General features: G+C 69.4%; 19 protein-coding genes and 1 pseudogene. 9 read left to right on the top strand and 11 right to left on the bottom strand.

The features are described 5' to 3' along the window. Positions 1–33: 33 nt before the first annotated feature. Complete coding sequence (locus tag ECOMGDLI_RS00740; RefSeq protein WP_088312631.1) at positions 34–1320, bottom strand: IS256 family transposase; 1287 nt, start codon at positions 1318–1320, stop codon at positions 34–36. Positions 1321–1602: 282 nt separating this feature from the next. Between ECOMGDLI_RS00740 and ECOMGDLI_RS00735 the strand changes: the two genes are divergently transcribed. The 4 genes from ECOMGDLI_RS00735 (at position 1603) to ECOMGDLI_RS00720 (ending at position 5129) form a co-directional block, all read left to right on the top strand. Beyond that, positions 1603–2664 (top strand): IS110 family transposase, encoded by a 1062-nt coding sequence (locus ECOMGDLI_RS00735; RefSeq protein WP_088312629.1) that lies wholly within the window; start codon positions 1603–1605, stop codon positions 2662–2664. Between the two features lie 53 nt (positions 2665–2717). Beyond that, positions 2718–3002: a hypothetical protein gene (locus tag ECOMGDLI_RS33505; RefSeq protein ID WP_143447393.1), complete on the top strand. Its 285-nt coding sequence runs from the start codon at positions 2718–2720 to the stop codon at positions 3000–3002. Positions 3003–3074: 72 nt separating this feature from the next. Then, positions 3075–3503 carry a hypothetical protein gene (locus ECOMGDLI_RS00725; RefSeq protein ID WP_088312626.1) on the top strand — a complete coding sequence of 143 codons (429 nt, stop codon included), beginning with the start codon at positions 3075–3077 and terminating at the stop codon, positions 3501–3503. A 99-nt stretch (positions 3504–3602) separates the two neighbouring features. Then, positions 3603–5129, top strand: coding sequence for a Fic family protein (locus ECOMGDLI_RS00720; RefSeq protein WP_088312624.1), 1527 nt, complete (start codon positions 3603–3605; stop codon positions 5127–5129). Positions 5130–5206: 77 nt separating this feature from the next. Here the strand turns inward: ECOMGDLI_RS00720 and ECOMGDLI_RS00715 are convergent, their stop codons facing one another. Further along, positions 5207–6730, bottom strand: a complete 1524-nt coding sequence (locus ECOMGDLI_RS00715) for a P-loop ATPase, Sll1717 family (RefSeq protein ID WP_088312622.1) — start codon at positions 6728–6730, stop codon at positions 5207–5209. Between the two features lie 828 nt (positions 6731–7558). On the opposite strand from ECOMGDLI_RS00715, the gene ECOMGDLI_RS00710 reads away from it, so the two are divergent. Continuing rightward, positions 7559–9070, top strand: a complete 1512-nt coding sequence (locus ECOMGDLI_RS00710) for a hypothetical protein (RefSeq protein ID WP_143447392.1) — start codon at positions 7559–7561, stop codon at positions 9068–9070. A 139-nt stretch (positions 9071–9209) separates the two neighbouring features. Here the strand turns inward: ECOMGDLI_RS00710 and ECOMGDLI_RS33500 are convergent, their stop codons facing one another. The 6 genes from ECOMGDLI_RS33500 to ECOMGDLI_RS00675 all read right to left on the bottom strand — a co-directional run bounded on the left by ECOMGDLI_RS33500 (position 9210) and on the right by ECOMGDLI_RS00675 (position 17736). Further along, the gene (locus ECOMGDLI_RS33500; protein ID WP_143447391.1) at positions 9210–9536 is read right to left on the bottom strand and encodes a hypothetical protein; all 327 of its coding nucleotides are present in this window, start codon (positions 9534–9536) and stop codon (positions 9210–9212) included. A gap of 1519 nt (positions 9537–11055) precedes the next feature. Further along, entirely contained in the window at positions 11056–12300 is a 1245-nt protein-coding gene (locus ECOMGDLI_RS00695) for an FAD-dependent oxidoreductase (RefSeq protein ID WP_088312614.1), read from the bottom strand. Further along, a complete protein-coding gene (locus tag ECOMGDLI_RS00690) occupies positions 12297–13223 on the bottom strand; it encodes a dihydrodipicolinate synthase family protein (RefSeq protein ID WP_088312612.1) in 927 nt (308 codons plus the stop codon). The genes ECOMGDLI_RS00695 and ECOMGDLI_RS00690 overlap by 4 nt, the downstream gene beginning before the upstream one ends. 26 nt (positions 13224–13249) lie before the next feature. After that, complete coding sequence (locus ECOMGDLI_RS00685; RefSeq protein ID WP_088312610.1) at positions 13250–14251, bottom strand: proline racemase family protein; 1002 nt, start codon at positions 14249–14251, stop codon at positions 13250–13252. A gap of 82 nt (positions 14252–14333) precedes the next feature. Beyond that, complete coding sequence (locus ECOMGDLI_RS00680; protein WP_088312608.1) at positions 14334–15602, bottom strand: branched-chain amino acid ABC transporter substrate-binding protein; 1269 nt, start codon at positions 15600–15602, stop codon at positions 14334–14336. An 88-nt stretch (positions 15603–15690) separates the two neighbouring features. Further along, positions 15691–17736, bottom strand: coding sequence for an FAD-dependent oxidoreductase (locus tag ECOMGDLI_RS00675; RefSeq protein WP_088312607.1), 2046 nt, complete (start codon positions 17734–17736; stop codon positions 15691–15693). A 172-nt stretch (positions 17737–17908) separates the two neighbouring features. On the opposite strand from ECOMGDLI_RS00675, the gene ECOMGDLI_RS00670 reads away from it, so the two are divergent. Continuing rightward, positions 17909–19291 (top strand): GntR family transcriptional regulator, encoded by a 1383-nt coding sequence (locus ECOMGDLI_RS00670; RefSeq protein WP_088312605.1) that lies wholly within the window; start codon positions 17909–17911, stop codon positions 19289–19291. On the opposite strand, the gene ECOMGDLI_RS34255 is transcribed toward ECOMGDLI_RS00670, so the two are convergent. Then, positions 19224–20084 carry a helix-turn-helix transcriptional regulator gene (locus ECOMGDLI_RS34255; RefSeq protein ID WP_158220809.1) on the bottom strand — a complete coding sequence of 287 codons (861 nt, stop codon included), beginning with the start codon at positions 20082–20084 and terminating at the stop codon, positions 19224–19226. The two genes, ECOMGDLI_RS00670 and ECOMGDLI_RS34255, sit on opposite strands and share 68 nt — an antisense overlap. Before the next feature lie 56 nt (positions 20085–20140). Here ECOMGDLI_RS34255 and ECOMGDLI_RS00660 point away from each other — a divergent pair, with 56 nt between their 5' ends. Genes ECOMGDLI_RS00660 through ECOMGDLI_RS00650 form a run of 3 tightly spaced genes read left to right on the top strand, consistent with a single transcriptional unit; the run spans position 20141 to position 24352 of the window. Continuing rightward, complete coding sequence (locus tag ECOMGDLI_RS00660; protein ID WP_088312603.1) at positions 20141–21454, top strand: FAD-binding oxidoreductase; 1314 nt, start codon at positions 20141–20143, stop codon at positions 21452–21454. Continuing rightward, positions 21454–22671, top strand: coding sequence for an FAD-binding oxidoreductase (locus ECOMGDLI_RS00655; RefSeq protein ID WP_088312601.1), 1218 nt, complete (start codon positions 21454–21456; stop codon positions 22669–22671). The genes ECOMGDLI_RS00660 and ECOMGDLI_RS00655 overlap by 1 nt, the downstream gene beginning before the upstream one ends. 13 nt (positions 22672–22684) lie before the next feature. Further along, a complete protein-coding gene (locus ECOMGDLI_RS00650; RefSeq protein ID WP_088312599.1) occupies positions 22685–24352 on the top strand; it encodes a choline dehydrogenase in 1668 nt (555 codons plus the stop codon). A 111-nt stretch (positions 24353–24463) separates the two neighbouring features. Here ECOMGDLI_RS00650 and ECOMGDLI_RS00645 read toward each other — a convergent pair whose 3' ends face one another. Further along, positions 24464–25480 (bottom strand): sugar phosphate isomerase/epimerase, encoded by a 1017-nt coding sequence (locus ECOMGDLI_RS00645; RefSeq protein WP_088312597.1) that lies wholly within the window; start codon positions 25478–25480, stop codon positions 24464–24466. 61 nt (positions 25481–25541) lie between these two features. Then, positions 25542–25736, bottom strand: a pseudogene (locus tag ECOMGDLI_RS00640) (sugar phosphate isomerase/epimerase); the annotation flags it as partial.

The following is a 25736-nucleotide window of genomic DNA, read 5'->3' as shown; positions in this document are numbered from 1 at the left end:
GTCCGATCTTCGGTGTAACTGACTCTCGCTCGGTCAGTTGGTGGTGCTCGGGTTGAGGCGGCCTTCGAAGGTGATGGCGAAGGCGTTCAGGGCGGGCTTCCAGCGGATGGCCCAGCGTGCCCTACCCCTGCCGGTCGGGTCCAGGGACCGGGTGACCAGGTAGAGGCACTTGAGCGCGGCCTGCTCGGTGGGGAAGTGGCCTCGGGCGCGGACGGCGCGTCGGTAGCGGGCGTTCAGGGACTCGATCGCGTTGGTGGTGCAGATGATCCGGCGGATCTCGACGTCGTAGTCGAGGAACGGCACGAACTCGGTCCAAGCGTTCTCCCACAGCTGCACGATGGCCCGGTACTTCTCGCCCCACTCGGCGGCGAACTCGGTGAACCGTTCCTTGGCAGCGGCCTCGGTCGGGGCGGTGTAGACCGGCCGAAGGGCGCGGGCGATCTTCTCCCAGTCCTGCCGGCCGGCGTACCGGAAGCTGTTGCGCAGCAGGTGAATGATGCACGTCTGGACCAGCGCCAGCGGCCAGGCGGTGTTCACCGCGTCGGGCAGGCCCTTGAGGCCGTCGCAGACCAGGATGCAGACGTCCTGGACCCCGCGGTTCTTGACCTCGGTCAGCACCGACAGCCAGAACTTCGCGCCCTCGCCGCCGTCACCGGCCCACAGACCGAGGATGTCGCGTTCGCCGGTCACGGTGACACCAATGGCGGCGTAGACCGGCCGGTTGACGACCTGCCCGTCGCGGACCTTGACCACGATCGCGTCGATGAAGACCACCGGGTAGACCCGGTCCAGCGGCCGGGTCGACCACTCGGTCATCTCCTCCAGCACCGCGTCGGTGATCCGGGAGACGGTGTCCTTGCTGACGGAGGCGCCGTAGACCTCGGCGAAGTGAGCGCTGATCTCACCGGTCGTCAGACCACGGGCGCTCAACGACAAGACGATCTGGTCGATCGAGTCCAGTCGGCGCTGCCGCTTCTTCACGATGACCGGCTCGAAGGTTCCGGCTCGGTCCCGAGGGACGTCGATCTCGACCGGGCCGAGTTCGGTGAGCACCGTCTTGGGGCGGGTCCCGTTGCGGGAGTTCTCCCCGTTCCGGCCGGCGGGGTCGTGCTTGTCGTAGCCGAGATGGTCGCTCAGCTCGACCTCGAGCGCGGTCTCCAGGACCGTCTTGGTCAGCCCGGTCAGCAGACCGCCCGGGCCGATGAGTTCCACCCCCTCGGCGCGGGCCCGCTCGACGAGCTCACTCGCCAACGCCTGATCCTGCTCACGCTGCTGCTTCGATCCCCGGGTCTTCGCCACGGGCTCGATGGTGTCGCTCATGATCCATACCTCCCCGCCAAGCCCGCAGGCTCGGCGTGTCAGGCAAGATCAGTTACACAGTGAGAATGGGCGATGGCTCCGGACCGGTCTGACTCTCAGTTACACCGACGTCCTCTGGACTGTCCTGCAAGGGATCCGTCGACCGGTCCGGGGCCTCGCGTTCTGAGCGGGCCGGGCCTGACCTAATAGAAGCCTGGGCGCACGAGCCCTCATCACTGTGTTGTCGACCAGGCCCGCTCAGATCGCCACCATGGCCCTGCTCGCGAAGGTGGCACCCTCACAATGACCAGCACCGGCACCACGACCGCCCAATCAGCGAACGACGTCATCGTCGGCGTCGACACCCACAAGGACGTCCACGTCGCCGTCGCCATAGACAGGCTGGGACGCCGCCTGGGTGACCTCAGCGTCCCGACCACCGGCGCCGGCCTGAAGACACTCCTGGCGTGGGCGCGGGCGCTCGGACCGGCCAGGCAGTGGGGGCTCGAGGGTCCTGGAAGCTACGGCGCCGGCTTGACCCGCTACCTGCGCCAGCAGGGCGAGGCCGTTCTGGAGGTCTCCCGGCCGGGCCGGCGACTTCGCCGTGAGCGCGGCAAGTCCGACCAGCTCGACGCCGAGGCGGCCGCCCGGGCACTCCTTGCCGGCGAATCCTCCGGCAGTCCCAGGCAAGGGATCGGTGCCTCCGAGGCGTTGCGCCAGCTCCGTGCCGCCAGGCGATCCGCGATCAAGGCGCGTACCCAGGCAGCCAACCTGCTCCAGGCCCTCCTGGTCACCGCCCCCGCAGATCTACGCGCCAACCTCGACACCGGCACGCTCCGTGAACGCGTCACACGCTGCGCCGCGCTGCGCCCCGGCCGCGGTACTGATGCCAGCACCGCCACCAAGACCGCTCTGCGTTCCGCGGCTCGTCGATGGCAGCACCTGGACGCCGAGATCCGTGACCTGGACGAGCCGATCAAGGTGATCACCGCGGAAGCAGCACCCCAGCTCCTCGCCCAATTCGGAGTCGGTCCCGATGTCGCCGCAGCGCTGCTCATCACCGCCGGCGGCCACCAGGAACGACTCCTGGCCGAACCAGGCTTCGCGGCCCTCTGCGGCGTCAGCCCGCTACCTGCGTCCTCGGGCAAGACTCGCCGACACCGCCTCAACCGAGGAGGCGACAGGCAAGCGAACTCCGCCCTGCACACCGTCGCCGTCGTGCGCATGCGCAGTGACCCTCGTACACGCCAGTACGTCGAACGACGCACCCGCGAAGGACTCGCACGCACCGAGATCCTGCGATGTCTCAAGCGCTACATCGCCCGCGAGCTCCACCCACTGCTCCTGCTCGCCCGGACCGGTTGACGAACATAGAAGCATCCCTTGATCGGACAGTCCCCGGCGGGAGCGACGAGTGGGTGCTTGACGACGCCCGAGTTCGCCTGCTCGTTCCGCGTGATGTGCGGGGCCTCGAGTTCGACGGCGTCGTGGTCGTGGATCCGGGGCTGTTCCCGCGGAGCGTCGACAAGGAAGGGCCGCTGTACACCAGCCTGACACGGGCTAACCGGGAACTGGTCGTGGTGCACTCGCGCGGGCTGCCGGCCAAGCTGCGCCGTGTGCTCGGCCCGCCCGACCGTCACGGACGGTCCTCAGTCTCGGCGACAGTAACGCCTGCTTCCCGCGATGCGTACTCGACGCGGTGACATGTGCCGCTCGCGACATGAATGCGATCCAACAGCAGATCCATGCTCCTGAGCTACGGAGGACGACCACTCATGATCTTCACTACAGCCATCACGAGTGCTGATGCTGGGACGGTCTCGGCGGAGCGGGTCGCCCTGGTCGTCGGCTCCATCGCCGCCGCGTTTGGAGTCCTGGTTCTGGTGGCCTGGCAGCTGAACCGCCAGTACATCAACTCTCGACAGAAGGGCGACGATGGTCGCCTCGTCGGCATTCGTCAGGTAGACGCCACCTTCGCTCGTCTGATCGGCCTCATCGCCATCGCCGTCCTGGGCCTACTCGGCCTCGGCCTCGCCCTGGCGATCAAGAGTGAGACGGTGGCAGCCTTCTACACGCTGCTCGGGACCATCGCCGGCTACCTGGTCGGCGCGAAGACCAGCAACACCACGACCACACAGCAGGAAACGGACGCCGATGGCAACGTCGTCTCCTCCAAGTCGCAGGACAGCCCGCAACTTGGGTGACCACTGCCCGGACACGGCCACATCGAGGGACCGCAATCGCCGACACCGGGCGTGCTGCACCTCCGAACCTCACCGGATGAGGGCGGCTAGTCTTCACCCGTGGAGAGCGATGCGGAGCCGTGGTGGCGAGTCCGCCCGCCGGCGGCGCTGAACGGCGATCTGGCGCAGGTCCTGGCGTCCGTCGACGCACTCCAGCGAGCCTGGGCCGACGTGGTAAGAGACGAGTCGTCTGCCGAGTTCCGAGAGTCACGCCAGCGAAACCTGCGGCGGCATGCGATTGAAACCGGCATCATCGAACGGCTCTACGACGTGGACTGGGGTGTCACCGAGGCGCTCGTAGCCGAAGGGCTCAGCGCTGAAGTAGCCGCTCGTGAGGGAGGAATCGATGAGGGTGCCCTGGAGACGATCCGGTCCCAGTTCGAGGCGCTGACCTTCCTCGCCGATGCGGCAGGGAACGGCCGGGACCTATCTGCCCACTTCATCCGCGAGCTGCACACCGCACTCTGCCGGTCCCAGTCGACGTTCAAGGCTGTCGACCAGTTCGGCCGGGTCACGGAGCGACCGCTTCGCCACGGCTCGTGGAAGCAGTCACCGAACCAGGCCCACATGCGATCCGGTGGGGTGCTCCTCTTCGCGCCCCCAGACCAGGTCGACGCCGAGATCGATCGCCTGGTCGCCTTCTACCCCCAGGCATCTGAGCTCCACCCCGTCGTCGCAGCGGCCTGGCTGCACCATGCTTTCGTGGCGATCCACCCCTTCGACGACGGCAACGGCCGTGTGGCGCGTGCCTTGGCGTTGCTCGTTCTGCTACGCAGCAGATATGCCCCGTTGGTCGTGGACCGCTACTCGCGCGAGGACTACCTGCTGGCCCTGGAGAACGCCAACGACGGCGACCTACGGGCGCTAACGCGCTTGTTCGCCCGTCTCGAAGTCGTCGCTCTCCGCGCGGAGATCGAGCGTCCCCTTGCCGTCGCTGCAGCCCCTGCGGTCGGCGCAGGCGCCGTGGACGTGGCGCGGGCGTATGTGGAGCGGTTGCGGGCGATGCGCGACGAGGACGCCACACAACGTGCCTCCAGGGCCCTAGGCCTCGCTGACGAGATCCACAGACATGTCGAGACGGCGTTGGAGTCCGTCGGGCGTGACCTTGCGACCCAGTTCCGCGCGGTCGATCCAGATGCCACTGCCGTGGTCTTCACAGCGCGTCCTCCAGAGCCAGCAGCTCGTTGGTGGCGCGCACAGATCGTTCGAGCCGCAAGGCACGGCGGCTTCTTCGCGAACATCTCCGAGGGGACCTGGTGGACGCACCTGCGGCTAACCGCGCTCGGGCAGAACCTACGCTTCGTAACCGTTGTGCAGAAGGTCGGCCACGGCGAGACTGGCGTCCTGGCCCTAACTGTCTTCGCGGAGTCGCTCCAGGCGGCCTCAGGCCGCCAAGCGCCCGGTGACGCCCCTGCAGACGGCGCTCCTGAGGCACCGGTCGCTGTCCCCCTGCTCACTCCCGATAGCACCGACTCCGTCACTCTCGTCAGCGAAGAGACGCTCGCCCCACGGCTGGCCGAGATCGACGCCGTCATTGAGCAGACGCTCGCTGCGGCCGTCGCGCGGTTCGCGGAAGGGCTCGGGTAGCTCACCGGCGTGTCGGACTCGAGGCTCGCTGCGGGGTCGAGGAAGCCTCCCCGTCCACTGCGCCGTTTCGCTCGCATCTACTCGTCGTCCGCCGAGGCGCTCTTCTTCGGTTCACGCAGGCCTAGATAGCTTCGGAACATCTGATGTATCTGAAATCTCGAGATATTGTCTAGGCGCAAGTTCGAGACTTGGTGAGGGCCGAGGTATGAACTGCCACTTCTTCGCTGCGCCTTGATCCCGCCCTGCGCGCGGGCTCTCAGAAATCCCACCTGCCATAGGATGGTGATGAGGTCACTCGGGTCACCAAGTTTGGTCACCCAATCCTGGGCTTCGGCATCGATTACCAGTCCGCCAAGTATCAGATCCATGCAGATAGACTCAAGGTCGTCTCTATCAAATGAATAGACCCGACCGCGAAACGCTTCGAACACACTCAGAAGCGAAGGATACTGAAAACGATACTCGGCGGCGATATCTTTCGTACGCGCCTCGGAATATGTGGTCTCGGCATTCAGAATGACACCATAGTCGAGCGCGGGATCAATTCTACTGTCTTGGGCGCCTTCAATCGCCGTCGCACAGAATTGGATTAGTTCACGAGGGCGAAAGAGGGTCCTATCAACCATGTAGTTGAACGACTTGTTCTGCCTGTAACTCAACGTCTCGGCGAACACTGAGTTCCAACAACCCTCATCGTCAGCATCCTTCAACTCCCGTACGTTGTACCTGAGCCTGCGGGCAATCAGTTGACGAAGCCCCGGTTCCGACCAGGAGACCGTCTCGATCACATCCCGGAACTTCTGCGCGTCGTCGTACAGGGCGGGGATATTCTCGTAAAGCTCCTGTCGAAGCGACATGTAGACAGTGAGGCCGCGCGAAAGGTTGTTGATGGACATACAAGCCTGGAAGAGGCCCGCGACAAACGCTTGAGCATCCTCACTGGCGTCCCAGCCTCTGTCGAGCTCGTCAACAAACACGTAAACACGCTGCTTCTCAAGGACTTCCCTTAGCGCAGGCAAGACTGCATGGATCTCCTCCAACTTATAGAGCTTTTCAAGTTCGCGAGTCTTGAGTGCGGCCTCCACCCCGCCCACCTTCACTCCTTCAAGGCGCTTCATGTAGCCAATCAGGGCGGACAGCTTGCTCATCTCAGTGTTTGGGTGATTGTCGCGAACATAAGCTGTGATCTTCGCGAGCGGCCCGCGCCCAGGGCGGCCCCCACTGCGGGAAACGAGTTCCTTCATGACCAGAACATAAATGAGAAACTTCCAAGCTACGGAGTAGGCGCCAAGTTTCGCCCATGCTCCGTCAGACTCCTTGGCCAGCGCGCTCTGAAGAAGCTCGTACGAGTAGTCTTCAGGCGCAAGTTCGATTACGACATCGTTGCGCGATTGGGCCTGACGGCCCAGCATCTGGAAGATTGCGCTCTTGCCCGAGCCACGGTTCCCTAAGATGACAGTCTTCTGGCCTGAGGCGACGCGACGGAACGCTTCACTCTCCACGAAGTAGTGCTCGAGTCCACTGTGAATGTCACGTTCAGCGCTCGGCGCTCCGAGGTAGACGGTGCTCAAATCGATCGGGACAGCGGTTCCAGGCGTCAACGCTCGATCTCCTCTGACTGTCAGTGCCTGGAACGCTACCTGAAGTAGTCGAGGCGTGTGGACAAACGTCATGATCCATCAGGAAAGCCTGCTTCGGCGCGGCGTCGCGCCAGTGGTGACGGCTTCCGATGTGCACCCCACGCAGCCGACGCCCATCCTCACGACCGGCCGTCCGATGCACATGCTCGGCGACAAGGGGGACCAGTGTTGCCTTCAAGTGGCGAGGCGAGGGTGCGCCAACGAGGGCAGTGGCAGGGCCGTCCGATGCGCTCCGTTGTCCGCCGTTCAGGAGTTGATGCGTCCTGACGCCACTCAATTGAACTCATCAACCGTTGGACCTGCGCGGAGCCGCTGAGCCGCCACGAGACACACACCTGCCGTCGTGGCCCGGCGCTCTCGGCCTCGCCCACTCAGGGCAACAGCGCGCAGGCGCGGCGGGCCGCTGCCAGGCGCGCAACCGGGCGCCGGTCCTGGCGGAGTTGATCCCGAGGCGAGCCCATAGAGACACCTCTCAGCACTCAGAGCATGTTTCTAAGGTATCTCGATAGCCGGTGAACCCGCCACCAACAAGGATTACAGAGGCACGCTGCTACTTGCGCTCCACGCATCGCCAGGCACATACATCGCTAGAATGCCGACGTCCGACACCGACACAATCAGCAGAAGCATGAAAGCCATCGACCTAGGAGCGATTCCTTACACATGGTCTTTGATCGGCACTCGTGGAGCGACCCGGTCCCCAGGAAGTCATGGACCCGTCTCGGGAAATGTGATGAGAATGGTCGAGCAATCGATCACCGGCGCCCCGCGAACGAGAAGCATCCCCACGTGAACAATCCTTACGATAGCCTATTCGTTCCCCGAGACTCTGACTACGAGGACTTTCTTGGCCGAGCAGAAGATGCTGAAATAGATGCTTTTGCTGCAGAGGTGACAGGCGAAGCCAAGATTATGGGTACTGGCGTGCAACAGTATCCGAGAGCGTTTCGAAGACTCGGCCAGATAAGGCCAGTATTGGTGAGCGAGGGACTACAGATACTGATCAGCGACGCACTGGCAAACCCGCGTGCTGCCGGCCACTACGTCATCACCACTTGGCGAAGGTACAACCCCGACCCCTTGCCCGCCGCCCTTCAGATGGCAGCAGCGGTGGCCGACGGCTTGGAGCACGCCGAGGTACAAGTCAAGTCCGGCATGATCGCAGGAAGAGTCCCGCCGCAGCTCTCCAACACGTGCGCCTCAATGATCAGCAATTTCAGAGCTATGCAGCTCGCGCGGGGGCACGGCGCACTTCAAGCGGCATGCAGAAAGCGACTTCGGGCCCTCATCGAGTCCAACCCCGAGGACTGGCTGCTGCTCGTTCCTTGGGCACTCCAGTTGAGCACGGACGAGCGGACCCTCGTCGAAACAATCACATGGGCGCACGGCCAGGAGGTTGACGCAACACCTGCCTTGCTCGCAACTGAGCATGCCGCCATAAACCCGGCCGCGGACCGGGCAACTCAACTGCTGGATACCCTGCGCGGCCGCGACTCGGATGACGCTCTTTTGAATGCGATCGCGCGCAACTATGACAGGAGCCTACTCGACGCCTTTCCGCGCCCACTCGCCTCTCCTACAAGTACGTGGATGTCGAGCTTGGACGTGGAGGCGCGCCTGCGCGGCGCCCTCAACGTTGCCCGCAGCGAGTGGGCGCAGGACTTTCCGGCCCAGGCGAGGTCTGAGGAAGAGGGTCATTTGGGCTCTCTCATCACTCACATCAAGCTTGCTCTCCGCCAGGCGGCCACAACGACTGAGCTGGAAACAGGCGCCACGCCGGTCGACGTCCGGTGCGACTACAGGAGGATCCCTAAGTCGGAAGAGGCGACCGTCTACGCCGACCTCGCGATCGTCGTCGACATCGACATCCTCGGCGAACTGCGCACCAAGGTTGCCGATCTCGTTCAGGTCAAGAAGACCCTCTACAACGGGGCCACCACGGCACCGCCTCCGAACGACCGGTGGAAGATTGACCTTTTGCAACTACACGGACTGCTCGCCAAGAGTCCAACATCGGCATACTGGCTGATGTGCCATGACGGCACGGTTCTCGTCGTTCCAGCGAAGTTGCTGGATGCAATCAGGCAGGCGAGGGCTGCGAGCGACCAGAAGACAATCATCGTCAACTACACGCAGGTACGCCATGCAGCGGTCGGTCTCGACACATACTTCATCGACCTATGCATAGGGACGTGGCTTGGGAGCAGCGGTGTCGACTTGGTCGAGCTGGCCCGCGGAGACGGCACGAGCACCGTCGCTAGCGGACTGCTCGAGGTAGCAGTGCGCTCCCTGCGAGGTTGACACCGGGGCCACCCGACAACTCATAGGCGGCCGAGGCACCCCGCGGATCGCCGAACCCGACGGGGGTCGGGCTCGCCATGTCGACCACCGGAGTCCGTGGGCGACGGACCAAGCGCTTCGCGACGTGTTCGTTGTGGCCTTAGGCCGGTGCCCAAGGGCGTTCGCAGGGTCGCGTGAGCAGGGCGCAGGCGCGGCGTGCCACCGCCAGCCGCGTGACCGGGTGACGTTCCTCCCGGAGCTGCTCGCGCGCGAGCCGTTGCAGCCGCACCCGGTCGCCGTCGGCCTCCGCCAGCCGCGCCTCCAGCGCTGCCAGCTCAGCACCCGACGCGTCGTCCGTTCCGTCGCGAAGCCGGTCTATGGTCGGTAGTTCCCACCAGGGGCCGGGGCAGGTCAGGCGGGCTGGGCTGCGGGTGGCCGGGTCGGCGGCCAACGCGAGCAGTGCCGGGACGGCGATGCTCGCGGTCATGCCGTGCTCGAGGACGGCGTCGGTCAGGACGTTGAGGAGGGTGGTCTCGGTCCACAGCCGGGCGGGTAGCCCGAGCTGTGCACGCAGGTCGTGACACCGGGCGGCCAACTCGGCGAGGTCGGGGTGTCCGAGGGCGTCCAGAGCCGCGGCGCGCTGCTGCTCGGCCTGCTCGCTCGAACGCCACGGCCGGCGACCGCCGGCCGTCGACGGTGTGGAGGGGCGGGGAGGAGGGTGCTTCCTCTGGGTCAAGAACTCTGGGTTGGGCCGCAATCTTGCGGCCACCCTCGCCGCAGAAATGCGGCTACCCCTGGCCGCAGGAATGCGGCCACCCCCATCCACACCCGCGCGAGGTCGCGTGGTCGAGGCCGTATGGACGACCGCCGGTTCGGAGGGGGGTGGCCGCAGATCTGCGGCCACCCCCTCCCCCACCACCTCGCAGACCGGAGCACGCGGTTCCTCCTACCCGCCCACCTGGTGCCCCTGCCGGCGCGCCGGCGCTCGAGCCGGGCACGTCGGTCCGGACGACGTACCGGTTGGTCAGGTTGACCGGCCCCCGCCGGCGCCGCTCGACCACCACCGCCCCGACCGCCACGAGCTCCTTCATCGCGCGGTCGACGGTGTCAGTGGACCGCTTGCGCAGCCGCTGCGCAAGCAGCCGCCGGCTCGGCATCCTCGCCCCCGACGTCTGCCCGTACCGCAGCAGCACCGCGTACAACCGGACCGCGACGTCGGAGACGTCTGCGTCGAGCAACCACTCCGGGACGATCGCGAACCGGCCCTCCACGACCAACAGATCGCGCTCGGCACCGACGACGGTGTCGCCCGCCTCATCGGCGTCCGAGCCGACAGCGCCGACACCGACGCCGCATTCGGCTGACGCCGGCACCGCCAGCGACGCACCGTCTTCTTCGTGACCTACGATCTGTGGGGATGCTGAAAGAGTCATCACGTCCGAGGCTCCAGACATCAAGCCCGCACCAAGCCGACGTCCAGGTCGGCGAGCGGGCCGGTTGACGGGGAACGGAACGACCCCTCCAGCGTCCAGAGCACTGCTCTCGCCGGTGGTCACTTTGGTGGTCACTACGTCCTTCCGCAGCGACCCTCCAAGACCGGAGCCGTTCCTACGTCATCTGGCCTCTGACCAGCACGAACACCCATCCGGACCCCACCTACGACCACCCACCCCAACGGGGCGAGCATCGGTTCTGCGTCTGCACTGACACGTCGCGGCCCATCCCCGCCCCTGGCCGCCGGGAGAGGGCCGCTGACCTGCGGAGACGAAACCTATTCTTCGCAGGTCAAAGATCTTCGTCGCATGTGGCCGCCCGTGCCGTCCACGCCGACCGTGGCCAGCCGAAACAGGCCGGACGGCGGACACGGTCAAGATCCCGCCCATAGAGCGCCTACAGCAGCGGCTCGGTCATCCACGCGTCAGGCCGCCCCAACAACGCAAGACGGGCGAAGGCGGGACAGGTCCTGGAACCCACTCGTCGGCCCCGTCCCGGAGGGCTCTTCCGGTCTACCCCGGCCGGAACGGCGCAGGGTCGACCGCTGGCGTCGTTCCGCGGACCAGATCGACGAGCAGGTCCGCAGAGCCGGCTGCCTGGGTCCAGCCGAGCGACCCGTGACCGGTGTCGAGGAACAGCCCACGCCGCCGGGTCGCCCCGACGAGCGGCAGTCCGTGCGGGGTCATGGGTCGGTGCTCGGCTCGGTACTCGGCGTTCTTCCACTCGAGCGCGTCGGGGAACAGGAGTTCGGCGGCCCGCCGGATGGTCGCGACGGCGGCGGGGTCGACGAGGTGGTCGTCCCGACCGATCTCTGCTCCGGTCGACAACCGCAGCCGGTCCTCCAACCGGGAGAAGGCGACGTGGAACGGCTCCAGGACGCCTCCGATCCGCGGGCCGGCTGCAGGGTGGGCCAGCGGCACGGTGGCGCTGTACCCCTTGACGGGCAGCACGCGTGCCGTGACGCCCGCGCTGCGCGCCAGGCGGTACGAGGCCGCGCCTGCTGCCAGCACGACGGCGTCGGCCCGCAGGCTGCGCGTCGCGGTGCCGGCACCGACGACGGTGTCACTGCGCAGGGACAGCGCCGTCACGGGCTCGTTCTCGAGCACTTGCGCGCCCGAGATTCGCAGCTCGCCGGCGAGCGCTTGGGCGAAGGCGTGGCTGTCGCCCTGCGCCGCGTGCGGCGCGTAGAGCACCCGCAGGTGCGGCGGGAGGCCCTGATAGGCAGGGTCGAGAGCTGCCAGCGCCTCCGGCCCCAGCTCGGTGTAGGTCTCCCGGAGCGGCGCTCGGGCGTGGCGCGCCGCGGCAACCGCATTGTCGGACCCGACGAGGAACAGCATTCCTGTGTTGTACAACGGCACCGACAGCTGCGCCGCCCACGTCTGCGTCACCGCGAGGCTGTGGGCGCTGAGGGTGTGCGCCGCCCTGCACGACGCGTCGTATCGGCGCCGCCCGGAGGCTGCCAGGAAGCGCAGCCCCCAGCCTGCGGTGGCCGGGTTACCGAGGTTGACGCTGATGGTTCCGCTGCGGCCCAGCAGGGTTGCCGGTATGGCCCTGGCGTTCTCCGGCCCGGGCCACACCACGGAGTCGGCCGGCACGAGCAGGCCGGCGTTGCCGGCGCTCGCACCGTCACCGACCCGGCCGGCGGTCACGAGCGTGACCCCGTACCCCGCCGCGGTCAGGGCATAGGCCGCGCTGGCGCCGACGACTCCGCCCCCGACGACGAGGACGGTGCCGCCGGGCGGGACGGCCGGGGTCACACCAGGAGCCCGGCGGACCTCAGGACCGCCTCGAGCCCGGAGAGCTTCGCGGGGTCGGTGACGGGCAGCTGGGGCTGGCGGACGTCGCCACCGGGGTGGCCGAGCATCCGCATCGCGGCCTTGAGCTGTCCGGCCGGCGAGCCGAACCGGCCGCCGAAGTCCGGTGTCACCCACGCGCCTGTGAGGTCGGCCCAGCGGCGGCCGTGCCCTCGGGCGGTGTCGAGGTCGCCGGCCCAGAGTGCCTCGAAGTAGGGGACGGCGAACGGCGCGCCGATACCGCCGCCGTCGATGTAGCCGTCACCGCCGAGGCCGGACAGCACCGCGAGGCCGCGCGGGCTGATGAGGGCGGCGAAGACGCGGACCCGGTCCGAGAGCTTCTCGATGTAGTCGAGGACGACGTCCGTGTTCGCGGTGCTGCACTTGAGCGCCACGACGTGGTCGAGGTCCGCGACGGCCGCGGCGGTCTCGACGTCGATCTCGACGCCGGTCCCGCGCGGCCAGTTGTAGGCCAGGATCGGCAGGCCGATCTCGGCATCGGCGAGCCGGTAGTGGTTGAGGATCTCCTGCTGCGAAGGGTGCGCGTACGGGGGCGGGGTGAACATGACGCCGTCTGCGCCGGCGGTCTGTGCGTGGTGGGCGAGCGCGACGACGCCCGCGGCGGTGAACGAGGAGCAGCCGACGATGACCGGGACCCGGCCGGCCACCGCTGCGATCCCGATCTCGGCGACGCGGCGGCGCTCGGCGTCCGACTGGGTCCACCACTCCCCCGCCGTCCCGTTGAGCATGACGCCGTGGACGCCGGCCGCGACGTAGTGCTCCATGAGCGCAGCGAGGGCCTCTTCGTCCACGGCGGCGCCGCCCGCGGTGAAGGGGGTGGGTGAGGCAGGGATGTACCCGCGCCAGGACACAGAGCTGCGGTCCACGAGGAACTCCTTGTGCGACAGAGGCTTCAGACGGTGAAGCCGGCCGGGAACGGGTCGGCGGGGTCGAGCAGGTGCTGGCTGAAGCCGGTCACCCAGGCGCGGCCGGTGATCCGGGGGACGATGGCCGGGCGGCCCGCCACGTCGGTCATGGTGAGCACCTCGCCGGTGAACCGGGTGCCGAGCATGGACTCGTTCACGTGCCGGCCGCCGACGGAGAGCTCGCCGCGGTGACAGCGCAGCGCCATGATCGCGGACGTGCCGGTGCCGCAGGGCGACCGGTCGAAGTAGCCGGGCACGTTGAGGACGGCGTTGCGGGTGTCCGCGCCGCCGGTGCCGGGCTGTACGAACTGGGCGTGGTGGATGCCTCGGATCGCCGGGTCACCCGGATGCACGGGCGGGCGCTGTTCGTTGACGGCGTCGATGATGCGCAGTCCGAGGGCGAGGATCTGGTCCTTGCGCACGAGGTCGAGCTCGACGCCGAGGGCGGCTGCGTCGACCACCGGGTAGAAGTTGCCGCCGTAGACCATCGCGTAGCGGACCTCGCCGAGGCCCTCGACGTCGACGACGGCCTCGTCCTCGAGGACGAAGGCCGGAACGTTCGTGAGGGAGACCGAACGAGCGCGACCGTCTTCGACGTCGACCGATGCGATGACCCGCCCGGCCGGGGTGTCGAGCCGGATCTCGGTGACCGGTTCGGTGACGGGCACGAGCCCGGTCTCGACGAGCGCGGTGGCGACGCCGATGGTGCCGTGCCCGCACATCGGCAGGAAGCCCGTCGTCTCGATGTAGAGCACACCCCAGTGCCCGTCGGGCGACGTGGGCGGCTGGAGGATGGCTCCGGACATCGCGGCATGGCCGTGGGGTTCCCGCATGAGCAGCCCGCGCAGGTCCTCGAGGTTCTCCTTGGCCCATGACCGGCGTTCGGCCATGGTCGCACCGGGGACCGGCGGGACACCGCCGGTGACGACCCGAGTGGGCATGCCCTCGGTGTGGGTGTCGATCGCGTGGACGACCCGCGAGCTGCGCACGATGCCTCCTGGTGTTCGTGTCCTGCCGACCCGTGTGGACGGCGTCCGGGCGGGACGGCCCGCCCGGACGCCGTCACTCGGGTCAGGACGCCGAGACGGTCTGGGCCTCGAGGAACTTCTCCGTGCCGCCGGTGAGCTGCAGGTAGGACACCTTGCCGCCGATCGGGTCACCGGACGCCGGGTCGATCTTGATCTCGTCGCCGAGGATCGACGTGTCGGCAGGGATGGTGATGCCCGTGCCGGAGAACACCGCGTCGGTGGCGCCCTTGCGGGTGCCGTCGGACTTCTCGACGGCGGCGAGGAGCACCTGCATCGCGGCGACTCCGTACAAGGCGTAGCTCGACGCGGGGTAGGCGCCGTACTTGGCCTTGTACTCGTTGAGCAGGTCGGCGGCGGCGCCGCCCGCGGCCACCGCGGCGTCGGTCGGCTGGCCGGCGAAGGTCAGGTACATGCCTTCGCCCTGGGGCAGCTTGTCCATCTCCGGGAAGCCGGAGAAGCCGTCGGGGGCCATGAGCTTGACCTTGGTGTTGTCACCCAGGACCGAGACCTTGTCCTTGACGAGCTGGCCGCCGTTGTTGTCGTAGATCCCCGACAGGTAGACCATGTCCGGGTTGGTGGCCTTGATCTTGTTGAAGAGCGCGGTGTAGTTGCTCTGCTTGCCGTCCCACGCCTCGTTGCCCACGACCTCGATGCCGTACTTCGGCGCCGCGTCGACGAGCGACTTCGCGACGCCCTGGCCGTAGGTCTGGTTGTCGTTGAGGACGTAGATCTTCTTGACGCCGAGCTTCTCGCTGGCGTACTTCGCGGTCGCCGAGCCCTGGAAGTCGTCGCTGAGGATGACCCGGCCGAAGCTGCGCTTGCCGCTCGGCGCGTACTTCTCCGGCTCGCCCGGCTCCCACGTCTTCGTCAGGCCCGGGTTGGTGTTCGCGTGCGACACCATGAGCATCGGGCCGGTCGGGTCCTGGTTGAGGATCGGGACCAGGATCTTCGCGCACCCGGAGTTGAACGCACCCATGACGGCGATCTCGTCGGTCGCGGCGACGTGGGCAGCGCCGTTCTTGGCGCACTGCGCGTCGTCCCACGAGCCCTTCGCGGCCGTCGAGTCGTCGTAGATGCGCAGCTTGATCGTGTAGGCACCGGCCTTGCTGCCGATCTTGTCCAGGTAGAGCTGGATGAGCTTGTTCGTGGCGTCCGACGCGTCCTTCGGCGCACCCTGCAAGGGCAGGTCGGTGCCGATGTAGAGGGTCTTGCCGTCGCCACCGGCGTCCGACGCCGACGAGCCGCCGCCGCACGCGGCCAGCGCGAGTGATGTGAGCGCGATGACGGCGCCCACCCTGACCGTTCGGTTCATTGCGTGTCCCTCCTGGGGTGGACCGGGGGCGCGGACCGCTCCCGGGTCGTGCGAACTGCGTCCGGCAGGTCGCCGGCACGGGCCGCCGTCAGATCGCCCTGCACAGGCGGGCGGCGTCGAGCATCGCCGCGTGCACGCCGCGGCTCGCGACGGCGTCGCCGATCCGGAAGACCTGGTAAGCGCCGTCGGGGTTGCGGACCTGCGTCTGGGGCCGCAGCGCGAGCAGGTCGTCCAGGTCGGTCGCGCCGCCGTTGCGCGACCCTGGGAGGAGCCCGTCGTAGACGTCCCCGACGGGTGCCGTCCCCGCCTCGACGACGACGGCGTCGAACGTGCGCTCCTGCGTCCAGTCGGTGCCGTCGACGCCGAAGGTGACGACGACGCTGTCCGGTCCGCGTCGCAGCGCGAGGATCCGACGCAGCACCGACAGGGCGACGTCATTCTCGGCGAGAGCGGCGAAGTAGCCCGACGCGACGAGCCCGCCGACGTCGGGCGCGACCGTGCGCTCCGGCGTGGCCAGCTCGACCTTCGCGCCACCGCGCAGGACCGCCTCGACGACGTCGAGTGCCTGGTTGCCGCCGTGGTCGTCGTAGACGAGCACCCGGCCCGAGACCCTCCGGGCGCCGGACAGCACGTCCCAGCCGTCGACCGCGAGCTCGGCGCCGGGGACCCGGAGCCCGGCGGGCAGACCACCGGTCGCGACGACGACGACGTCCCAGCCGCCGGCCGCCAGGTCGCCGGCCTCGACGTAGGCGTTGCAGCGCACCGTGACGCCGAGACGGGCGAGCTCCTGCGCCCGCCAGTCGACGACACCGAGGAGGTCGCGCCGGCGCGGGGACCCCGAGGCGAGGACGAGCTGGCCGCCGAGCCGCGGGCCGGCCTCGAACAGCGTGACGTCGTGGCCGCGTTCGCCGAGCAGGCGGGCGGCCTCGAGGCCGGCGGGCCCGCCGCCGACGACGGCGACCTTCCGTCGCGCCGGGGCGGGCCCGACGACGTGCGGCAGCTCGAGCTCGCGGCCGGTGGAGGGGTTGTGGATGCAGTACGCCGCACCGGTCGTGTAGATGCTGTCGATGCACTGGCTCGCGCCGACGCACGGGCGGATCCGGTCCTCCTGGCCCTGGGCGACCTTGAGCGGCAGGTACGGGTCGGCGAGCAGCGCGCGGGTCATCCCGACGAGGTCGAGCAGTCCCGCCTCGATCGCGTACCGGGCCGTCGCGACGTCCGCGATCCGGGCCGCGTGCATGACGGGCACGGACAGCTTGCGCTTCACCTCACCGATGAACGCGAGCGCGGGCGCCGACGGTGTCCCCATCGGGGGGATGATCTGCTTGGCGACGCTCGCCTCGAGCTCGATCGAGCCGGTGAGCGCGCTGACGAAGTCGATGCCGGCGTCGATGAGGTCGTGCGCGACGGTCACCGACTCCTCGACGGTCACGCCGGGGTCGCGGCCCTCGTCGAAGCTGAGCCGGGCACCGACGAGGAAGCCCGCCGGGACGGCCGCGCGGACGGCCCGGACGACCTCGAGGGGGTAGCGCATCCGGTTCGCGTAGGAGCCGCCGTACTCGTCGTCGCGGTGGTTCCAGTAGGGCGTGATGAACGCGTCGAGGAAGTGGCCGTACATCATGAGCTCGACGCCGTCGAGGCCCGCCTCTGCGCAGCGCTGCGCGGCGGCGACGAAGTCGGCCCTGATCCGCTCCAGGTCCCAGACCTCGGCCTCCTTCGCGAAGGCGCGGTGGGTGGGCTCGCGGACGGCGCTCGCAGACACCGCGGGCAGCCAGTCGTGGGTGTGGCTATGGGTGCGGTGCCCCATGTGGGTCAGCTGGGTCATCACGGCCGCACCGTGGTCGTGCACCTCGTCGGCGAGCCGGCGCAACCACGGCACCGACTCGTCCTTCCACAGCAGGAGGTTGCCGAAGGCGGGCGTGCTCCCCCGGCTGACGATGGCGCTGCCGCCGATCATCGTCAGGCCGACGCCGCCCTTGGCCTTCTCCACGTGGTACGCCCGGTAGCGGTCCTTCGGCAGGCCATCCTCGCTGTACGCCGGCTCGTGAGAAGTGCTGACAATGCGGTTGCGCAGAGTCAGCCCTTTCAGCTCGAAGGGCGTCAGCAGAGGATCGACGGTCACACCGCGCTCCATCTCGTGCGGATCAGTTTCACCTGTCCACCAGCGGGTTCCACAGCCCTGAACTGACGACTCGCCGTCGTGTCAGGTGGGGAAACGATGGAGCAGAACCTGCGCCCTGCCGAGTGAGCAGACCGATCGGGCACGAGCCATGAGTCAATGAGTCATTGCGTCGTAGACTCGACCGGTGCGCCGAGACCCTCCGCCCGAGCTGCTTGCCGAGCGCGACCGGGCGGTGCTCGCGGCACCGCTGCACCTGCCGACGCCCCGCTGGTCGTCGCGATCGGTGGCCGCCTTCACCGGCACGAGCCAGTCGGACGTCGCCCGGGTGTGGGCGAGGTGCTACGCACGAGGAGCCGGCCCGCTCCCACCGGGGCCGCTGCGCCTGCTCGCGGTCGCCGTCTCGCCCGAGAACAGCATGCTCGTGCTCACGTCGACGACGTCGTCCGGGACGCACGTCCCGGGGGGCCCGCGGACGTTCATGCGGTCGGTCCGACGGCCGGCCCTGCAGACCGTCCTCGCATCCGACCTGCGCTTCGACGCCACCAGCGGCGCCGCGGTCGACCCGGGCGGCCCGGCCCGTGACGCCGCACTGGCCGGGAACGCACGCTCGGTCGTCGACACCGGTGCACAGGTTCTCGTCGTCAGCCGGCGCGCGCTGCCCGCCCTGGATGACGGCTGCACTCACATCGTCGTCGCCGGGGACGCCGACTGGCAGCGCCTGCTCGAGGCCCTCGTCCGGCAGTGCGCTGAACCCGCGCTGCCGGTCCTGACCGGTCTGCAGCACCAGCTCATGCAGTGGGCACGCGGCGGGGCGCAGCGCTTCGAGTGGCTCGACGCCGAAGCACCCTACGAGCCGAGACCGCCGATGCAGGGTCCGCCGCCGACGGCCCGGGCTGTGGCTGACGAGATGTTCCGGCTCATCGTCCGCCGGCTCGTCGAGGGCCGGTTGCGCGCCGGGTCCCGGCTCACCGAGGCGGACCTCGCCCGGGTTCTGCGCACGTCGCGGCTGCACGTGCGCGATGCCCTCCGAACACTCGCCTCCGACGGCCTCGTCGACCTCGAGCCGCACCGGGGCGCGTTCGTGCCCAGCCCCCTGGTGAGCGACATCCTCGAGACCTACGCCGTCCGGCGGGCGCTCGGCGCCATCGTGGTCCGGCACGCCGCACAGATGCCGGCCAGCACGCTCGCCCCCGTCGAGCAGGCGCTGGAGCGGATGCTCCGTGTCGCCCGCACGACGAGCGACTCCTACCTCACCGGCGACGCCGACCTCGACCTGCAGGACGTCCTCGCCGGGGTCACCGGCCTGCGCAGCGCGGCCCCGATGTTCCGCACGACGACGGCGCAGATCAAGCTGTACGTCGCCGTCATCGGGCTGAGCTACTCCTACCCGATCCCCGACATGTGCCAGGACGACATCGCCCTGGTGCAGCACCTCCGCGCGCACGACGAGGCGGCCGCGCTGCGTCGCTGGCACGCCAAGGTCGACGCTGCGACGGGTCTCATGACCCTGAGGCTGCGTCAGTCCCGACCCGCGGGGGCAGCGCGGCCCGCAGCCGGGACGCCGTGACGCCGTCCGCGGGCAGGTAGGCGTTGAACCGCGTGCCCGGCGTCGCGACGCCCTGGAGGTTGACCAGCGTCAGGGTCAGCCGGCCCACGGGGTGGTCGACCTCGAGGGTGTCGGAGTCGGTGCGGCGCACGGTGTGCGCGCCCCAGAGCCGGGCGAAGCGGGGATGCTCTCGGACGAGGTCGTCGACGAGCGCAATGGCGACCGGGTCCTCGAGGTAGGCGCCGGAGCGGCCACGGAAGGTCTGCACGACGCGTGCGGCGTACTCGTCGCGGTCGACGAGCCGGCCCGCGAACGCCGGCTCCTCGAAGAGCAGGCGCAGCAGGGTCCGCCGCCCCGCCGGCCAGCGGCCGTAGTCGCCGAAGACCTCGGCGGCGAGCGGGTTCCAGGCGATGACGTTGGTCAGCGCGTCGGTGCAGTAGGCGGGGACGTCGAGATGGTCGACGAGCTGCTGGAGCAGCACCGTGTCGGCGGACCCGTCCGTCGGCTGCGGCGGCGGGTGCCCGGTGAGCGTGTGCAGGTGCTGTCGGTCGGCGTCGGACAGCTGCAGCGCATCGGCGAGGGCGACGACGACGCGCAGCGAAGGGCTGACCGGCCGACCCTGCTCGAGGCTCGTGTACCAGGCGACGCTCACCCCGGCGCGCTCCGCGACGTCTTCGCGGCGCAGCCCGGGTGTGCGGCGGCGGGCCCGCACGGGCAGGCCGACGGCGGCTGGGTCGAGGCGGGCGCGGCGCAGGCGGAGGAACTCGGCGAGCTCACGGAGCCGTCGCCCGTCGCCCTCGAGAGTGGGACTCACAGTCCTACGATAACAAGCGGCTGGTAGCAGGATGAACCGGTCATCAGGCTGGTCCTGTGACGACACCCGACGACCTGCCGCGCGCCGCGGACGTCGTCGTCGTGGGCGCAGGCGTCGTCGGTGCGGCCACCGCGTCGGCGCTCGCCGCCCGTGGCGCGCGGGTCGTCGTCCTCGACAAGGAGCCTGGCCCGGCCCGTGAGGGGTCCGGCCGCGCGCAAGGGTCGCTGCGGGTCCAGGGCCGGCATCCGGCGGAACTGCCGCTCGCGGTCGAGGCGTTGCGGCTGTGGCGGCAGGCCGTCGCCGAGGACCCGGACGCCGCGGACGCCGAACTCGAGACCCGCGGGAACGTCTACCTCGCAACGCGCGCCGACGAGCCGGATCGGTTGCGGGCGCTCGCCGAGCAGGCGCGGGCGGTGGGGCTCGACGCCGTGCGCTGGGTCGGCGCCGACGAGGTGCGCGCGCTCCTGCCCGCCGCGACCGGCCCGGTGCTGGGCGCGATGGTCAGCCCCTACGACGCGCAGGCGCAGCCGGACGCCGCGACCCGGGTGTGGGTCCGGCGTGCGGCCCGCCTCGGTGCCCGGTTCGTCTACGGGAGCAAGGTCACCGCGGTACGGACGGCGGGCGGGCGGGTCACCGGTGTCCGGACGGCGGACGCGGACGTCGAGGCGGACCGCGTGGTCGTCGCGGCCGGGGCCTGGGCGGCGCACCTGCTCGCCGGCGCGGGCGTGCGGCTGCCCCTGATGCCGGTCGTCCTGTCCGAGGTCGAGACCGCACCGCTGCCGCCCCTGCTCGGCCCGACGGTGCGCGCCGCCGGGTTCGGGGCCCGGCAGCGGCCGGACGGCCGGCTCGTCGTCAGCGCCGGGCTCGGCGCGCGCGTCACCCGCCGCGCGTCCTTGGCCGACCTGCACGGCCTACGGTTCTGGCTGCCGCGGGCGGCGGCCTTCCGCGCCCACCTGCAGCTTCGCGTCGACGGCCGGCAGGTGCTGCGCGAGCTGCGCCGCGGACGTGCCCTCGACCCGGCGCTCGTCCCCGACATGTCGCCGGAGCCGTTCTGCGACAGGGCGTCCCTCGACGCGGCACTGCGCGCGCTCGCCGAGGTCTTCCCCGCCGCAGCCGGTGCTGTCACGCAACGGTCCTGGGGCGGCGTCGTCGACCTCAGCCCCGACGGGCTGCCCGTCGTCGACGGCCGCTGCGGGGCCGACGGGCTCGTCGTCGTCGCCGGCCTCAACGGTCACGGTCTCGCCGTCGCGCCCGCCCTCGGCGAGGCCGCCGCCGACCTCACGCTCGACCGGCCCCCGGGCCACGACCTCAGCCCCTTCGCCCTGGCCCGGTTCGCGGGCCGGGTCCCGTCCCCCGAGGTGATGATCTGATGCCGAGCCCCGACGTCCCGAACAGCACCGATGTCCCGAACAGCACCGATGTCCCGAGCAGCACCGACGTCCTCGTCGTCGGCGGCGGTGCCGTCGGCGCCGCCGTCGCCTACTACCTGCGGCTTGCGGACCCGTCCGTGTCCGTCACCGTCGTCGAGCGCGACCCGACGTACGAGCGGGCCTCGACGCCGCGCGCTTCCGGCGGCGTCCGGCGCCTGTTCTCGCTGCCGGAGAACATCGAGCTGTCGAAGTACTCGATCGACGTCTTCGCCGGCTTCGCCGACCTCATGGCCGTCGACGGCGTCCCGGCCGAGATCGGCTGGAAGCGCAACGGCTACATCTTCATCGTCCCGCCGGAGAGCACCGACATGCTCCGCGCCAACCACGACACCCAGCTCTCGCTCGGCTGCGACGTCCGGTGGCTGACGCCCGACGAGGTCAAGGACCGGTTCCCGTCGATGTACGTCGGCGACCTCGGGGCTGCGGTGCTCTCCCCCGACGACGGCTGGCTCGACCCGCACGCCGTCCTCATGGGCTACCGGAACAAGGCCCGCTCCCTCGGCGCGCGCTTCGTCGCCGACGAAGTCGTCGGGCTCGACGTCGCCGGGCACGCCGTGACCGGCGCCCGGCTCGCGTCCGGGACGACGGTGACCGCGAGCCACGTCGTCAACGCGGCCGGCGCCTGGGCCGCCGACATCTGCGCGATGGCCGGCGTCGACGTGCCGATCACCCCGCTCAAGCGGTACGAGCACTACTTCGAGGCCCAGGAACCGATCGAGCCGCTGCCCTACCTCAAGGACACCCAGCGGCTCGCGTTCCGGCCCGAAGGCACCGGCTACTCCGGCGGCGTCCCCACCCTCGACCAGCCCCGGGGCGTCGACTTCTTCGTCGACCGCCGCTACTTCGAGGACGTCGTGTGGCCGGCGCTCGCGCATCGGTTCCCGCAGTTCGAGCGCACGAAGTGCCTCAGCACCCTGCCCGGCCTCTACGACCAGAACGACCTCGACGGGAACGTCGTCATCGGCCCGGTCGCGGGCTACGGCAACTTCCACCTGCTCGCCGGCTTCTCCGGGCACGGCCTGATGCACGCCCCCGGCTGCGGCCGCGCGATGGCCGAGCTCCTCCTCACCGGCGGGTACGAGACCATCGACCTGACCCGGTTCGGCTGGCAGCGGATCGCCGACGGCACTCCGCTGCCCGAGCGCGGGATCATCTGAGGAGCGCCGCACGATGACCACTCCTGACGAGTACGACTACCTCGTCGTCGGCGCCGGCCCGGCCGGCAGCGTCGTCGCCTCCCGCCTCGCCGAGGACCCGGGCGTCCGGGTCCTGCTGGTCGAAGCAGGCGGCCGACCCCGCAGCTTCCTGCTCGATATGCCCGCCGCCCTGCCCTTCACCTACCAGAGCACCCGCATCCAGTGGGGGTACCAGGCCGGTCCCGAGCCGCACCTCGACGGCCGCACCATCGACGAGAAGACCGGCAAGGTCGTCGGTGGCTCGTCAGCGATCAACGCCATGATCTTCAACCGCGGCAACCCGATGGACTACGACGGGTGGGCGGCCCTCGGCCTGCCGGACTGGTCCTACGCGCACGTGCTGCCGTACTTCAAGAAGATGGAGACCTGGGAGGAGGGCGCCGACGACTGGCGCGGCGGCGACGGCCCGCTGCACGTCAGCCGCTGCCGCGCGGAGCACCCGCTCTTCGAGACCTTCCTGCGCGCCGGCGAGCAGGCCGGGTTCGAGGTCGCCACCGACCACAACGGGTACAAGCAGGAGGGCCTGCACATCGCGCAGGCGTTCGTGCACAACGGGATCCGCTGGAACGCCGCCCGCGGCTACCTGCGGCCCGCCCTCGAACGCCCGAACCTGCAGCTGCTGACCCACGCCCTCGTGGAGAAGGTGGTCGTCGAGGGTGGGCGGGCCACCGGCATCGTCGTCAGCGGCCCGCACGGACGTCGCACCGTCCACGCGAGCCGTGAAATCGTCCTCTCCGCGGGCCCGTTCAACTCCCCCAAACTGCTCCTGCTGTCCGGGATCGGCGACGCCGACGACCTGCACGGCCACGGCATCGACGTCGCCGCGCACGTGCCCGCCGTCGGCCGCCATCTCGAGAACCACCCCGGCGTCGACGTCCAGTTCGGCACCCGGCACGCCGACTCCCTCACCTCGCAGATCGGCCTCGTCGGCCGCGCGGTGCTCGGCGCGCGCTGGCTGCTCACCCACCGAGGTCTCGGCGCCTCGAACCTCTTCGAGGCCGGCGCCTTCCTGCGCACCCGGGACGACGCCGACTTCCCCACCATGCAGTACGAGTTCCTCCCCCTCACCCGGCAGCTGCGCGGCGGCAAGGTCGTCCCGGTCCCGGGGTTCCAGTTCTGGATGGACCTGTCCCGCCCCGAGAGCAGAGGGCAGGTCAGCCTCCGGTCGGCGAACCCGGCCGACGCGCCGTCCATCGTCTTCAACCACCTCGCCGACCCCCGCGACGCCCGCGACCTTCTCGACGGCGTCAGGCTGGCCCGAGAGATCGCCCGGCAGCCGGCGTTCGCCCGCGTCACCACCGGTGAGCTCAGCCCTGGAGCAGACGCCGTCACCGACGCTGACCTCTTGGCCTACCTGCGGCGGCGGGTCGGCACGTCGTACCACCCATCGAGCGCCTGCCGGATGGGCACCGGCGAGGACTCCGTCGTCGACGACGAGGGCCGCGTCCACGGCATCACCGGGCTGCGCGTCGTCGACGCCTCGATCATGCCCAAGAGCGTCACCGGCAACCTCAACGCACCCATCGTCATGATGGCCGAGAAGATCTCCGACCGAATCCGAGGGCGCGCGGCCTTGCCTGTCGCGACAGCTGCCTTCCACCGGTCGGGCGGCACGCGGTGGTCGCCCTCCGGGCCGACCTGAGTTCTTCAGACCCGTCTGCCGATAAGCCTCTTGGGGTGGCGGCCCGGCAGCCGCATGACATCCCCCTGCGCGTGCTCCCACACATCGGCCGCGGTCGTCCGGCGGTGCCCGTCAGACAGTCGTGAGGCCGCGGGTGAGATTGGCGTCGGCGTCCTTGAGGACGGCGGCGGCGACCTCGAGCCCTTCGAGCCGGCCGAGCTCCGTGTCCTCGTGCTCGATGTTGACGAGCATGTCGGGGTCCACGTCGTGGAGGGCGCGCAGCCACTCGGTCCAGAAGGCGACGTCGTGGCCCTTGCCGAGGGCGACGAAGTCCCACGCCGACTCACGTGGCCACTCGTTGGCCCACTCGTCGCCGCCGAGGTTGACCCGGTTCTCGGACGGGTCGAGGCGGCGGAAGCTGTTGTCGAGGACACCGTAGACGGCGGCGTGCTCAGGGTTGACCCGGACGTCCTTGGCGGCGGCGTGGAAGACGAGGGGGCCGAGCCTGCGGACGACGGCGACCGGGTCCATCTGCTGCCAGAACAGGTGGGAGGCGTCGAGCTCGACGCCGACGTTCGTGGCGTCGGTGAGCTCGACGAGCTTGAGGATGTCGGCGGTGTTGAACACGAGGTTCTGCGGGTGCAGTTCGAGAGCGACCTTGACGTCGTGGTCGCGGGCGAGCTTGTCGATGTCGGCCCAGAACGGTGCGGCGACGGACCACTGGTAGTCCAGGACGTCGAGCGCCGCGGAGTTCCACGCGTTGACGATCCAGTTCGGGCGGGTGGCGCCGGGCTCGCCGCCGGGGAGGCCGGACATGGTGACGACCCGGTGCTGGCCGAGCCGGGAGGCGAGCCGGATGGAGCGTCGGACGTCCTCGGCGTGCTTGTCACCGATGACGGGGTTGGGGTGGAGCGGGTTGCCGTTGCAGTTGAGGCCGGCGATCGAGACACCGGTGCCGTCGAAGACGGCGAGGTAGTCGTCGCGGGCGGCGTCGGAGATGAGAATGTCGTCGAAGCTGGGGATGTGCACCGGCGGGAGGAAGCCACCGGAGTTGATCTCGATGCCGGTCAGGCCGAGACCTGCAACGACCTCGAGGGCCTCCGGCAACGGTCGGTCGTGGAGGATCGCGTTGTAGACGCCGAGCTTCATGGCAGGCCTTTCGTTGTGCTCGAAGGAGTTACCGGTGTCCGGGCGGGTGCGGAGGGCCAGGTCACCAGGTGGAGGTGTGCTTCGCGATCTGCTCGCGCATGAACACGGCAGACTCGCGGGCGCGTTCTTCCCAGGCGAAGACGCAGACGGTCATGATGTTGTCGTCACGGTCGCCGAACTTCAGGTCGCCGAGGGTTGCGAAGAACTCGTCCCAGTCGACCTCGCCCTGACCGATGTCGAGGTGCTGGTGCACCCG

Origin of the sequence: Kineosporia sp. R_H_3, from assembly GCF_002198675.1 — a bacterium.
GTDB lineage: Bacteria > Actinomycetota > Actinomycetes > Actinomycetales > Kineosporiaceae > R-H-3.
The sequence above is the reverse complement of the archived record's forward strand: the minus strand, read 5'-3'. Positions and strand labels throughout refer to the sequence as shown.

What these genes read in the sequence shown, in the direction of transcription:
- ECOMGDLI_RS00675 (WP_088312607.1), bottom strand. Translation starts at nt 17,736, where the DNA reads ATGGAGCGCGGTGTGACCGTCGATCCTCTGCTGACGCCCTTCGAGCTG.
- ECOMGDLI_RS33500 (WP_143447391.1), bottom strand. Translation starts at nt 9,536, where the DNA reads ATGACCGCGAGCATCGCCGTCCCGGCACTGCTCGCGTTGGCCGCCGAC.
- ECOMGDLI_RS00740 (WP_088312631.1), bottom strand. Translation starts at nt 1,320, where the DNA reads ATGAGCGACACCATCGAGCCCGTGGCGAAGACCCGGGGATCGAAGCAG.
- ECOMGDLI_RS00680 (WP_088312608.1), bottom strand. Translation starts at nt 15,602, where the DNA reads ATGAACCGAACGGTCAGGGTGGGCGCCGTCATCGCGCTCACATCACTC.
- ECOMGDLI_RS00650 (WP_088312599.1), top strand. Translation starts at nt 22,685, where the DNA reads ATGACCACTCCTGACGAGTACGACTACCTCGTCGTCGGCGCCGGCCCG.
- ECOMGDLI_RS00655 (WP_088312601.1), top strand. Translation starts at nt 21,454, where the DNA reads ATGCCGAGCCCCGACGTCCCGAACAGCACCGATGTCCCGAACAGCACC.
- ECOMGDLI_RS00735 (WP_088312629.1), top strand. Translation starts at nt 1,603, where the DNA reads ATGACCAGCACCGGCACCACGACCGCCCAATCAGCGAACGACGTCATC.
- ECOMGDLI_RS00645 (WP_088312597.1), bottom strand. Translation starts at nt 25,480, where the DNA reads ATGAAGCTCGGCGTCTACAACGCGATCCTCCACGACCGACCGTTGCCG.
- ECOMGDLI_RS00725 (WP_088312626.1), top strand. Translation starts at nt 3,075, where the DNA reads ATGATCTTCACTACAGCCATCACGAGTGCTGATGCTGGGACGGTCTCG.